At 44.3% G+C, this 13,709-nt stretch carries 8 protein-coding genes; 7 read left to right on the top strand and 1 reads right to left on the bottom strand.

Annotated features, from left to right (window positions below; all coding sequences use genetic code 11):
• Positions 1-100: 100 nt before the first annotated feature.
• On the top strand, positions 101-1,993 hold the full coding sequence (locus tag J5X92_RS14130) for a propionyl-CoA synthetase (RefSeq protein ID WP_208805976.1): 1,893 nt from the start codon (positions 101-103) through the stop codon (positions 1,991-1,993).
• 27 nt (positions 1,994-2,020) lie between these two features.
• Here J5X92_RS14130 and J5X92_RS14125 read toward each other — a convergent pair whose 3' ends face one another.
• Positions 2,021-2,701, bottom strand: coding sequence for a cytochrome b/b6 domain-containing protein (locus J5X92_RS14125; protein ID WP_126873915.1), 681 nt, complete (start codon positions 2,699-2,701; stop codon positions 2,021-2,023).
• A 243-nt stretch (positions 2,702-2,944) separates the two neighbouring features.
• Here J5X92_RS14125 and dapB point away from each other — a divergent pair, with 243 nt between their 5' ends.
• The 6 genes from dapB (at position 2,945) to J5X92_RS14095 (ending at position 13,453) form a co-directional block, all read left to right on the top strand.
• Positions 2,945-3,745 (top strand): 4-hydroxy-tetrahydrodipicolinate reductase, encoded by an 801-nt coding sequence (gene dapB, locus J5X92_RS14120; RefSeq protein ID WP_126873914.1) that lies wholly within the window; start codon positions 2,945-2,947, stop codon positions 3,743-3,745.
• 342 nt (positions 3,746-4,087) lie between these two features.
• A complete protein-coding gene (gene carA, locus J5X92_RS14115) occupies positions 4,088-5,218 on the top strand; it encodes a glutamine-hydrolyzing carbamoyl-phosphate synthase small subunit (protein ID WP_013784747.1) in 1,131 nt (376 codons plus the stop codon).
• A gap of 13 nt (positions 5,219-5,231) precedes the next feature.
• Entirely contained in the window at positions 5,232-8,447 is a 3,216-nt protein-coding gene (gene carB / locus J5X92_RS14110) for a carbamoyl-phosphate synthase large subunit (protein WP_013784746.1), read from the top strand.
• A 126-nt stretch (positions 8,448-8,573) separates the two neighbouring features.
• Positions 8,574-9,050 (top strand): transcription elongation factor GreA, encoded by a 477-nt coding sequence (gene greA, locus J5X92_RS14105; RefSeq protein WP_013784745.1) that lies wholly within the window; start codon positions 8,574-8,576, stop codon positions 9,048-9,050.
• A 300-nt stretch (positions 9,051-9,350) separates the two neighbouring features.
• A complete protein-coding gene (locus tag J5X92_RS14100; protein ID WP_208805975.1) occupies positions 9,351-11,339 on the top strand; it encodes a methyl-accepting chemotaxis protein in 1,989 nt (662 codons plus the stop codon).
• A 248-nt stretch (positions 11,340-11,587) separates the two neighbouring features.
• Positions 11,588-13,453: a hypothetical protein gene (locus J5X92_RS14095; protein WP_126873911.1), complete on the top strand. Its 1,866-nt coding sequence runs from the start codon at positions 11,588-11,590 to the stop codon at positions 13,451-13,453.
• Positions 13,454-13,709: the final 256 nt, after the last annotated feature.

Below are 13,709 nucleotides of genomic sequence, written 5' to 3'. Positions count from 1 at the left end.
CCATTTATACAATGGGTTAAGCAACATAAGCCTGAAGTCTTATACGATAAAATCATGTTTATGCAGTAGGGTAAAGTAATACTCTATTGCGGAAACGGTCATGAATTATCATCAAGAATATCAGGCGTCAATTGATAACCCAGAAGCATTTTGGCAAGATAAAGCACTGCATCTCGACTGGTTTACACCCCCTAAAAAAGCACTAAGCGAAAACACAAACGGCTATCCTCAGTGGTTTAAAGGAGGAAAGCTCAATACCAGTTATTTGGCATTAGATCACCATGTTAATGCAGGGCGGGGCGAAAACGCGGCGCTAATTTACGATTCTCCTGTTACGAATACGCAAGAAACCTGGACCTATAATACCCTGCTTAATGAAGTGGCTACGTTAGCAGGTGCGCTCACAAGCCTTGGCGTCACAAAGGGCGATACGGTTATTATCTACATGCCCATGATCCCTCAAGCTGCGGTAGCAATGTTAGCGGTGGCAAGAATAGGGGCTATTCACTCTGTGGTATTCGGTGGTTTCGCAGCCAGTGAATTAGCGGTCAGAATAGATGATGCTGAACCTGCACTTATCATTACGGCATCGTGCGGTATAGAAGGTAAAAAATTATTGCCTTACAAACCCATGGTTGATGATGCTATCGGCCTTGCTCACCATAAACCTGCGGGTTGTATTGTTTATCAACGCAAGCAGCTTAATGCGAACTTGGTAGATGACTTTGACCATGATTGGCAAGCATTATGTCAAGCTAGTGAACCAGTAGAATGCACACCCGTGGATGCTACCGATCCCCTTTATATTTTGTATACCTCCGGCACGACGGGCAAACCCAAAGGGGTTGTTCGTGACAATGGTGGTCATGCGGTAGCACTTAATTATTCTATGCAAGCCATTTACGACATAGATCAAGGCGATGTTTTTTGGGCTGCATCAGATGTGGGCTGGGTAGTAGGGCACTCGTACATTGTTTATGGGCCACTAATAAAGGGCGCTACTACTGTTATGTTCGAAGGCAAGCCGGTAGGTACACCTGACGCTGGCGCATTCTGGCGTATGGTAGAACAGCATAGAATTAATGTATTGTTTGCCGCGCCAACAGCATTCAGAGCGATTAGGAAAGAAGATCCTGAAGCTAATTGCATCGCGCGATATGACCTAAGTAGTTTACGAACCATATTTATGGCCGGTGAACGATTAGATCCGCCCACATATCATTGGACGGTAGAAAAAACCGGTAAGCCGGTGGTTGATCACTGGTGGCAAACTGAAACCGGTTGGCCTATTTGTTCAAACCCTATTGGCATTGAACCGCTTAGCACTAAACCGGGTTCATCAAGCGTTCCTACCCCAGGTTTTAACGTGAGAGTATTGGGCGCTAACGGTGAGCCGGTTGCTACTGGTGAAAAGGGGGCTATTGCCATATCTTTGCCGTTACCTCCAGGGTGTTTAACCACTATCTGGCGAGACCATAAGCGTTTCACTCAAGGATATTTACAGGAATTCGAGGGTTATTACAGCACGGGTGACAACGGATACATAGATGAAGAAGGTTTCGTGTTCATTATGGGTAGAACCGACGATGTCATCAATGTGGCGGGGCATCGGTTATCAACGGGTGAAATGGAAGAAGTGTTGGCTTCACACAATGCCGTGGCCGAGTGCAGTGTTATTGGAGTGGCTGACGCGCTAAAAGGGCAGATTCCAGTAGGCTTAGTGCTACTTAAAGATGGCGTTAAAGTAGAAGAGGCAGCTTTTGAGCAAGAGCTCATTGCTAAAGTACGAAACACCATAGGGCCGGTGGCTAGTTTTAAGCGTGCCGTGATTGTGAACCGCTTGCCAAAAACACGATCAGGAAAAATATTGCGTAAGCTGCTAAGACAAATCGCAGCAGATGAGCCAATTAATATCCCCTCTACCATTGACGATCCAGGCAGTGTGACAGAGATTGCCGATTTAATGAAAAACAAAGGCTTAGTTGAACGCTAAGCCTTATCTTTTCTGCTGCACAAGAAGTTAAAAGTACTCTTCGACTTCAGGTGCGGGCGGGGCAATTTCTATCGCGTAGTAAAGCGCAGCCGCTGTTACTAGCGCAACTGCAAGTGCAAGCCAAAGACGAGACGAGGGAATAGGCTTGTCTTCAGTGTCCTTTTGACCATGAAACATAGGGGGTACAAGTTTTTGCTTTTTATACACGGCATAAAACCCAATAGCAGCAACATGTAAGCCTATTACCCACAGTAAAATGTCGAAGGCAAGGTGGTGCAAAGTGTTCATAAGATCTAACGTGCTATTGCTAACAAGGTGGCGATAGGGGCCATCAAGAAAAATATCGTCAGTCATGAACAGCCCGCTTACCGCTTGAACTAACAAAAGTAGAAGCATTACCACCACAAACCAGCCACCAAGAGGATTGTGGCCTGCCACGGCGGCACTGTTTTTATCGAACAATGTACGTAAATAACCTATTACCGCACTTGGTCCTTTCACAAATTGACTAAAGCGGGCGTAGGTTGGGCCTATGACTCCCCAAATTAACCTAAAGACCAAAAGCCCTAAAGTAAAATAACCAATATAGAAATGCCATTGGGTCGCATCGTCCATCCACTCAGCGGTAACATATTGTGCAGCAATACTGGCAACCAAAAGCCAGTGAAAAAGCCGGGTGGGAAGATCCCATATAAGCTGTTTACGCATATTATTCTGCCTATGTGTTTTGAAGTAATTCAATAACCATTAATTTAAACGTTATTTAGGTCTTGAGGTAAACCCACTTACTTTCATGCTAGCTATTTTTACCGTTAAAAACGATAGGTTGCCCACCTTTTTTGTATTAATGCTGCAATTTTTCAATTATCAGTAATATTTAAGCTTATCTCGTTGCAATAGTAACTGCATTTGGCAAAATGTGTTTACTGTTGAAGGAAAAGAATAACGTAAATGAAAGTAGGTTTATTTGGCGCCAATGGGCGCATGGGTCGGGTGCTTATTGAAGCACTAGATCAAAACGACAATGCAGAGCTGAGTGTTGCTACCGTGCGTGATGATTCTCCTTGGATTGGCATGAATGTGGGCGAGTTGGCTGGCATTGGTAAAAAGCCAATTGATTGTTTAGGCATGTCTGCACTAACTCAACAACACGCTGATGTGATGATTGATTTTACCTTACCTGTGGTGTTTGAAAATAACATTGCATGGTGCGTGGCCAATAAAATGCCAGTCGTCATCGGTACTACTGGGTTAAGTGAAAGCCAATTGGCTGCGTTAGATGAAGCGGCTAAAACCATTCCCATCGTTTTTGCGGCTAACTACAGCGTGGGCGTTAACCTGATGTTGTCATTGGTTCGACAAGCTGCGAAGGCGTTAGGTAATACGGCTGATATAGAAATTACTGAAGCCCACCACAGATTTAAACAAGATGCGCCTTCTGGCACCGCCATGGCCATTGGTGAAGCCATTGCCGATGAGCTAGGTCGTGACCTTAAGACCTGTGCTGTTTATGGTCGTGAAGGCAAAGAGCCTGAGCGTGACCAAGGCACTATTGGGTTTGCTACCGTTCGCGCAGGCGATATTGTCGGTGAACACACTGCATTGTTTGCCGATATTGGTGAGCGTTTGGAAATAACCCATAAAGCATCAAGCCGCTTAACGTTTGCAAAAGGCGCGGTGCATGCGGCCCAATGGCTTCACGGCAAGCCAGCAGGATTATATTCAATGGTTGATGTGCTAGACCTGAAATAATAACTAAAGACCGTGAAGATAGTTTTCATTTTAACAGCGGCTTTAGTCGCATTACTTTGCACTAATAAGTAGTGGTTTTGGCGGTTATACAAGACAAATGAGTTTAAGTGGTTATTTTAATGATTTTTAATATTTAAATTAGACATTTTTAGTCAGTCATGTATACTCGCCGGAATTTGCCCGAATTTCGTATTCTAAAGCTATAAAACTGGCTGTAGAACACGGTTTTATTAGCTGCAAAGATCGTAAAATGAGCGCTGTTAAATCAGTACTCTCATTTTTTGTGGGGTTTGGACAGAAATTCTGTTCAAACACATAGTTATCCTTAATCTGGAGGTTGACTTGGCTAATTCTGCCCTTTTGGTGTTAGAGGATGGTTCTGTCTTTAAAGGAACGGCGATAGGTGCGCAAGGCACTGCCGTTGGTGAAGTTGTTTTTAATACTTCAATGACAGGCTATCAAGAAATCATCACTGACCCATCCTACGCTGAACAAATCATTACCCTTACTTATCCACATATTGGCAATACCGGTATTAACGAAGAAGACGTTGAAGCAGATAAAATCTGGTCTAAAGGTCTTATTATTCGTGACTTACCTCTTGTTGCTAGTAATTTCCGTCAACAACAAACGTTATCAGAGTACCTCAAAGCCAAAGGCGTTGTAGGTATAGCCGATATCGATACTCGTCGTTTAACACGTATTCTACGTGATAAAGGCGCGCAAAACGGCTGCATCGTTTGTACTGATGAGTTAGATGAAGCGAGCGCGTTAGCACAAGCAAAAGATTATCCTGGCTTGAAAGGCATGGATTTGGCAAAAGTAGTAAGCATTACTGAGCCAAAGACGTGGACTGAAGGCAGCTGGAAATTGGGCGAAGGGTATATCACTCCAGCCGATAGTAAATATCATGTAGTCGCTTACGATTACGGGGTTAAGAGCAACATTTTACGTTTGCTTGCAGACCGTGGTTGTCGCGTTACCTTGGTACCCGCGCAAACACCTGCTGAAGAAGTGTTAGCTATGCAACCTGATGGTGTGTTCTTGTCTAACGGCCCTGGTGACCCTGAGCCGTGTGATTATGCCATTACAGCGATTAAAACTATCGTTGAAACAGGTTTGCCAGTGTTTGGTATCTGTTTAGGTCATCAACTACTTGCGCTTGCCAGTGGTGCTACTACGGTGAAAATGAAGTTTGGTCACCATGGTGCTAACCATCCAGTGAAAGACTTAAAACGCAATGTGGTGATGATCACCAGTCAGAACCATGGCTTCGCTGTAGATGAATCAAGCCTACCTTCTAATTTAGAAGTAACGCATGTTTCGTTGTTCGATAAGTCGTTACAAGGTATTCATCGTACCGATAAGCCAGCGTTTAGTTTCCAAGGGCACCCAGAAGCAAGCCCTGGACCGCACGAAGCTGCGCCGCTATTCGACCACTTCATTGAATTAATCGAACAACACAAGCAGTAGGAACGAGCCCGCTATGCCAAAACGTACCGACATAAAAAGTATTCTCATCATAGGTGCTGGCCCTATTGTTATTGGCCAGGCCTGCGAGTTTGACTATTCAGGCGCTCAAGCATGTAAAGCGCTACGCGAAGAAGGTTATCGCGTTATTCTGGTTAACTCGAACCCCGCTACTATCATGACCGATCCTGAAATGGCCGATGCAACATACATCGAGCCAATTCACTGGGAAGTGGTACGCAAAATTATCGAAAAAGAGCGTCCAGATGCCATCTTGCCCACAATGGGCGGACAAACTGCGCTTAACTGCGCGCTAGATTTAGATCATCACGGTGTATTGAAAGAGTTCAATGTTGAACTTATCGGTGCAACGGCTGATGCTATCGATAAAGCTGAAAACCGTGAGCGCTTCGACAAGGCAATGAAAAACATTGGTCTTGAATGCCCACGCGCCGAAATTGCACAAAGCATGGATCAAGCCCACGACGTACTAACGCGTATTGGCTTTCCATGTATTATTCGTCCGTCATTCACCATGGGTGGAAGCGGCGGCGGTATTGCATACAATATTGACGAATTTAACGAAATTTGTGGCCGGGGTCTCGACCTTTCGCCTACCAAAGAACTCCTTATTGATGAGTCGTTAATTGGTTGGAAAGAATACGAAATGGAAGTAGTTCGCGACCGTGCAGATAACTGTATCATCGTGTGTACTATTGAAAACTTCGATGCCATGGGTGTACATACTGGTGACTCAATCACAGTCGCGCCAGCGCAAACCCTTACTGACAAAGAATTCCAGCTAATGCGTAATGCCGCCATGGCAGTATTACGTGAAATCGGTGTTGAAACCGGTGGCTCTAACGTACAGTTCGGTGTAGATCCAAACACAGGCCGTATGGTGATCATCGAGATGAACCCGCGGGTATCGCGTTCATCTGCATTAGCATCAAAAGCGACAGGTTTCCCAATTGCTAAAGTGGCTGCCAAGTTAGCCATTGGTTACACCCTTGATGAGCTTGCTAACGATATTACCGGTGGTTTAACACCAGCATCTTTTGAGCCTTCAATCGATTACGTAGTCACAAAAATTCCTCGCTTTAACTTTGAAAAATTTGCTGGCGCGAACGATCGCTTAACCACGCAAATGAAATCAGTGGGCGAAGTGATGGCGATTGGTCGTAACCAACAAGAGTCACTACAAAAAGCACTTCGCGGCCTTGAAGTTGGCGCGAACGGCTTGAACTCAATGGTCGATTTAGAAGACCCAGAAGCACGCAACAAAGTGATTTACGAACTACGTGAGCCTGGTGCTGAGCGTATTTGGTACATTGGCGATGCGTTCCGCATGGGCATGACCGTTGATGAAGTATTTACGCTCACTAACGTTGACCGTTGGTACCTCGTTCAGCTTGAAGAACTTATTCAGCTTGAAGCTCAAGTAGCTGAATGTGGATTACACGGCATTGATGAAGACCTTATGCGTAAACTTAAGCGCAAAGGTTTCTCTGACTCTCGCTTAGCCGAGCTTACGAAAGTAGGTGAAGGTGACATTCGTGAAACTCGTCGCGGCTTTGGTGTAACGCCAGTTTATAAGCGTGTTGATACCTGTGCGGCAGAATTTTCTACCAGCACGGCTTACATGTATTCAACCTACGATGAAGAGTGTGAAGCTGACCCCACTGACAACGATAAGATTATGGTGTTAGGTGGTGGTCCAAACCGTATTGGTCAAGGTATCGAGTTTGATTATTGTTGTGTTCACGCGGCGCTTTCAATGCGTGAAGACGGTTACGAAACCATTATGGTTAACTGTAACCCTGAAACGGTTTCTACCGACTATGACACATCTGATCGCTTGTACTTCGAACCGGTAACGCTAGAAGACGTACTTGAGATTGTGGCTAAAGAAAAGCCAAAAGGCGTAATAGTGCAATACGGTGGCCAAACGCCGCTTAAGTTAGCACGTGCCCTTGAAGCTGCTGGCGTACCTATTATTGGCACGTCGCCTGAAGCTATCGATAGAGCAGAAGATCGTGAACGCTTCCAGCAAATGGTGAATAAGCTAGGCCTTAAACAGCCAGCAAATGCTACGGTAACTAACATCGAGCAAGCCCTTGCAATGGCTGACGGTATTGGCTTTCCGCTTGTAGTACGTCCTTCGTACGTACTAGGTGGCCGCGCAATGGAAATTGTTTACGACCTTAAAGACTTAAAACGCTACCTAACGGAAGCGGTGAAGGTTTCTAATGATTCTCCTGTACTGCTAGACCGCTTCTTAGATGATGCCATTGAAGTCGATATCGATGCAATCTGCGACGGTAAAGAAGTCGTTATTGGCGGAATCATGGAGCATATTGAGCAGGCCGGTGTTCACTCTGGTGACTCAGCCTGTTCATTGCCACCTCACTCTCTAAGTAAAGAGATTCAAGATGTTATGCGCGAACAAGTGAAAGCCATGGCGCTTGAACTTGGTGTTGTTGGCCTAATGAATACACAATTTGCGGTAAAAGATGGCGAAGTGTATTTAATCGAGGTTAACCCGCGTGCAGCACGTACAGTACCATTTGTATCGAAAGCCACAGGTGTTCCACTTGCTAAAGTTGCCGCACGTGCAATGGCGGGTGTTAGCTTGGCAGAGCAGGGTGTTACGACAGAAATTATTCCTCCGTTTTACTCTGTGAAAGAAGTGGTATTACCGTTTGCTAAATTCCAAGGTGTTGATCCACTATTAGGCCCAGAAATGCGCTCTACTGGCGAAGTGATGGGTGTAGGTGACACGTTTGAAGAAGCGTATGCTAAAGCTAACTTAGGTGCAGGAGCGCCATTACCTAAATCAGGTAAAGCGTTAATCTCTGTGCGTAATAACGATAAGAATAAAATTATCGAATTAGCCAAAGCATTGAACGGCGCTGGATTTAGCATTGAAGCGACGCGAGGCACGGCAACCACACTTTATGATGCAGGTATTGCCTGTTCTGTAGTGAATAAGCTGTCTGAAGGTCGCCCTAACATTGTGGACTCCATCAAAAATGGAGAGTACGCCTATATCATCAATACTACGGAAGGTCGCCAAGCGATTACCGACTCGGTTTATATTCGCCGTGAAGCGTTGCTGAATAAGGTGACTTACACCACCACAATGAATGCTGCTTTTGCTACTATTCGTGCGAAGTCGGCAGACGATCGTGACAAGGTGGCTTCAGTTCAAGAGCTTCACGCAAGACTCTAACACTGATGACATTACATGGGATACGCGGTATCCTGTGTATATGACACTTATGTGAACCAATCAAAAGTGCGCCGGAAGGCGCACTTTTTTCTGTTTAAAATCAACTAGCTAGTCGAGACTGTATTCATGAGTCAGTATCCAATGACCGCGCACGGCGCACAGCTTCTGCGCGACGAACTAAACGAACTTAAAACAAAAACTCGCCCGCGTATTATTCAGTCTATTGCTGAAGCTCGCGAGCACGGCGACTTAAAAGAAAATGCTGAATATCACGCCGCCCGTGAACAGCAAAGTTTCTGCGAAGGCCGTATTCAAGATATTGAAGGTAAATTGTCAAACGCACAAATTATCGATGTCACCAAAATGGAAAACAAAGGTAAGGTTATTTTCGGCACTACCGTTACCATTTTGAATGTTGATACGGATGAAGAAACCACATATCGCATCGTGGGCGACGACGAAGCAGATATTAAGCAAAACCGTATTTCGGTAAATTCACCTATTGCTCGCGGCCTTATCGGCAAAGAGCTTGATGATATGGTGACTATTCAAACGCCAGCAGGTAGTGTTGAAGTAGAAATTATTGAAGTTCAATATATCTGATACACCGTAAACCAGTGGCTCTGGCCACTGGTTTCAATCAGCGCAAAGCCCCTCTATTTCACCCATTACCATCCCACCATTCTTTAATTCTCAACCTTTCTTTTTTAGGATTGAGCTAGCATACCCTGCAATTCCCAGCACTTTACACTAATTGATAGATACCAAAATCACAGATAATAGCCTACGTTTTAATAGCGCATACATTTTTTGGCAAAAGCTTACTTAAACTTTTTTGTTGCTGACACAACGCTTATTTAATCGTAAACCACCTTATCTATCTAATAGAGGCTGTCATTCGTTATGATGTTGAAAAAACTCTCGGTATTGCAGCTTACTATTTTAGGTACGGCATGCTTGTTTATATCAATCATGTTTCTGGCTTATAAAGATATAAGTACCTCTAGAGAGGTATTATCTTCCGCCGAAAGGGACATTAAGTTGGTGACATTGATAGCAGCCGTAGAGCGCGTGGCTCATCATCATGCGGTCGAAAGGGGGCTAACGGCAGGTTTTTTAGGTAATCCAAGTGATACCTCCAGAAGCAAAGTACTAAACCAAAGAAAGAAAGCCGATGCGGCCATGGACAAGATAACTAGCATAGTGGCTGAAGACTGGAAAGAGGCATCGTCAGTTGAAAAAATTCTGTCTCCTGTTTTTTCTTTAGTGAAAAACAAAAGTGAAATAAGAAAAGAGGTAGACGATTTAAATGGGAAAAATGCTTTTTCCTTCTACAGCAACCTTAATAAACGTGCGTTAAATACCACTAATGCGTTGACCATGCTGGTTAACGCTCCCGAGGCTAAACAGGTATTGTCACAAGCCTTGCTATTTGCACAAGCTAAAGAAAAAATGGGGCAGCGTAGAGGTAAAGTGAATGCTGTTTTAGCGGCAAGCGCAATTTTAGATCCCGTTAGGCAGCAAGTTTTAGCGTATACCAACGAAACCAAGTACATAGAAGAAAAGCTTAAGCTGAATTTAGACGGCGATGCATTAATTGGGTTTCAGGCGTTAATGAAAAGCGTCACTAGCAATCAAGTTAACCAAATTGTGCGTGAAATCACTTCTGATAACCCGGCATTCTCTTCACTACCCACCAATTCAGAATGGTTTTCATTAGCTTCAGAGCAAATAGGCGGAATTGCTGCGTTGTTAAGTGAGCGGTTTGATTACGTGGTTAGTATTGTTAATACAAAAGCGAGTAGCGCGAATACAAACTTAGTGGTTACATTCGTCGTTATTGCGTTGCTAACGTTATTTATTGTTGTCATATATCGCACATTGCTCGGTATCATTACGCAACAGTTAAATAAATTGGTGGCGAACCTAGATAAAATTGCGAAAGAGGGTGACCTCACTATTGATTTATCAATGAGCACTAAGAACGAACTAGGTGATATATCTCGTTCAGTTAATACCACCATTTTAGCATTGCGGGATCTCGTGCGTGGGTTAGGACAATCTATTCTCACAAGTTCCAGGCTTTCCCGTCAGTTAGAAGATTCCAGTGGTGAAATGTTGGATGATGCGGGGAAAACTCAGCAACTTACCGCCAATATCGCGTCAGCAATTGAACAAGTTGCTGCGACGAGCAGAGAAATTGCCAAGGCTGGTGTAGATACGTTACGTGCGAGTAAGCAGTTAGATGGCCTTGCTGAGGCGTCACTACTGGCGAACGACAACATTCGTCATAGTATGGAAGTACTCGCTGATGATATTAAAGGGGTGCAACAAAATGCTGCCGACATGGAACAGCAAGTAACAGAAATTGGCTCTATTTTGGACACCATTAACTCGCTTTCGGATCAAACCAATTTATTGGCGTTAAATGCCGCTATTGAAGCAGCTCGCGCAGGTGAGCATGGCAGAGGTTTTGCTGTTGTTGCTGATGAAGTAAGAAAGCTGGCGCAAAGTAGTCGCGCTTCTTCTGACAAAATATCTAGCTTACTGTCTAACTTAAAAGATGCCAGTGTGGTCGTGGTGACAGATATCAACAAAAACGTAGCCTCAATTACAAGTTCTATGGATGTGACCAATGAAGGCCGCTCCACAGCACAAAAAGTAAAAGAAGCAGCCACTAATGTAGAAGGCATGGCTCACACCATGTCTTCTTCGGCAGAACAACAGTCTGCCACCACCTTAGTCATAGCTCAAGATGTGGTGAATGTTGAAGAGGCTGCGCGGCATGAAGTAAATATAGCTAAACATTTATCCAAATTATCGGGCGACATGAAAGAAAACAACCTGCTTCTTCAGCGCACAATAGATGGATTTAAAGTGGATAAAGATTAACTTTTGAAGCTTATCTCGATGAAAAAGGATAAAAGACAGCTACCACCTGAAAATGGGCTTCAAATAGAGAAGCTCCGTTAGTAATTGGACACACACTTATTTTGCTTTTCTTATATTGAGTGTCTATTTTAAGTTGCTGGCTCACGCCTAACTGCCAACCCTTTACAATCTTACTGAGACTTTTCATTGCCTAACCCCTAGGCAAAGTTTATTCTGCATAAGCTTTTTATTTAACAGGGATTTTTTCAATGGCATATGATTTTGGTTCACAGACGTTAGGCATAGCCAACCCTTTCAAAAAAGAGGGGCTTTTCCGCGCAGTGGGCGGTGGTTTGGTACTCGCTTTAGCCATTTATGCAGTAGCGGGCGTGCCCGATTTGTTTGCCGAGAACAAAGTGCGAGGTTACACGCTACTAGGCGTAGCTTTTGTCCTGATCGTGTCTGGTATTAAACATTGCGCAGTGGGTATTTTGCAGCTCATGCGCTTTTTTGTAGGACGTACTGTGCCTACCTCTCTTGCGTATAACCACTCGGTTTCCGAACAGGATGCAGCGCAAGCAGAGAAAAAATCCCTGCTGTATTCGAAAGAAAGTTTACACGCTATGTTAATGGGGCGTCGTAACACCACGTTTGAAGAGCCTCGAGGTTGGCTAGCCCGACTAGTGCATAGCGTGTTGCCGAAACTTACTTTCCTACCTTTTCCTTTGCGCCATTTATCTCAAGAAATTATTGCCATGGCGGTAACCTTCCTTGTGGCGCTACTTGCATTCGCTATTGTCTACTTTTTAGTAAGTAACGGATTAGCGGGTGAAGTCGCTAAAGTATTAGTAATGCCTTTACTCTCAATATTGCTTCTTGTTTACTTAATCGCGAATTGGGGCTCTACGGCAAAAGGCATTCACAATGAAGGCAACTCTCAACTTGCGAAAGCGAGCAGTTTATCGCTAGGAGTGATTATTGGCTTGGCGATAGTCGTGCCGTTAGGCGCGGGTGTATTCCTAGATGAGTTAGTAGGTCGCGATATCGATAAAGTACAAGCATGGGCAAATACGTTCCCACTATTTAGCGCTTGGGCAAACTTAGCCTTGTTACTAGTTTGCGTAATTGCTGTGATGGCGTTAATCATGCCGTTACTTTACAAACGAATGGGGCAGGTTACCCCTAAAACTGAAGTCAGTGAGTTTCGCGCTAATATGCAAGAGTCGGTTCACCCGAATGAAATCTTCATTAATATTGAAAATATCGTGCTTGCCAACCGAAGATACCGCGAAGTACCGAATCGCATCTATGCCGATTTCGATCCTAGATTAAAAGAGCAAGCAGAAGGTAAAGGCAGTTTTGAGGGGGAGTTATTGATAGAAACTCAGCCTACATTAACTGACGGTGTTACCTTGCCAGAGAAAAAGAAAATGGCCCTAACTGCCGTAGCGCAAGTCGCCTTGGTGGCTGCCGCCATTTTATTTTATGTGGGTGGTTTACAGCTAGCTGAGGTTCTCGATTTAGTTATTCGCCAAGGTGTAAATACCGACGCGCAAGTTAATACCGCAATTACCATGGGTAACAACCTCATATGGTTAATCTTTGCCTGGTTAACGGTTCGTGGTGCTGCCAATGTGATGAATAAAGCGTCCCACATGTTTTGGGGCGAAATGACATTCTCATCGTTACTTATGTTTATGAAAACGGAAGGTACCTATACAGAGTCTCGTGTATCTACAGGCATGGCCATTCACGATTCTACTCGTTCCGAAAACGTTGTGGTGCGTAGCAGTATTACTCCTTGGATTATAACCAGTAGAATCAACACCTCTATTTTTGCTACAAGCGGTATGAACAATTTAGAGTCGCCACGGTTCATTATGGGAATGAATAAGAACGATGCCGAGCTTGGCGAGATTGTCACTGAAATAAAGGCATTCCTGCGCGGGCGTGAAACCATCGCATCTATTACCAACGAGGCCGACTTAGCGAACGCTGGAACCATTCATCAGGTAAATCAGCAAACCCGAAGCCACAATGACGCGCCTCAAAGCAAAATTACCCTTGAGCAGGAAGAAGATGCAGCCGGCTTCTTGCGTAATAATGCCGATAAAGAAGACGAGAATAAAAGCTAAAAGCTAGGCTTTGGTACCATTTACTTTATTTAGATATCGAATGTATTTATAGAAAACGTTTATTGGACACACACTTAAATTTTGATACATATGAGTGTGTGTCCAATTTTTTGCTACAATTTTTTGCATCTCGTCTTCCAGCCTCACTCACTACTTTATTTGCTTCGTTAAAGCGGCTTAGTCAGCTTAAAATCACGCATGTTTGTGTGACTGTCCTATCTGCTATTTGTGTGACTGTCCTATCTGCTACTATCCG

The sequence above is a fragment of the Alteromonas sp. K632G genome (genome assembly GCF_017653625.1).
GTDB lineage: Bacteria > Pseudomonadota > Gammaproteobacteria > Enterobacterales > Alteromonadaceae > Alteromonas > Alteromonas naphthalenivorans.
The sequence above is the reverse complement of the archived record's forward strand: the minus strand, read 5'-3'. Positions and strand labels throughout refer to the sequence as shown.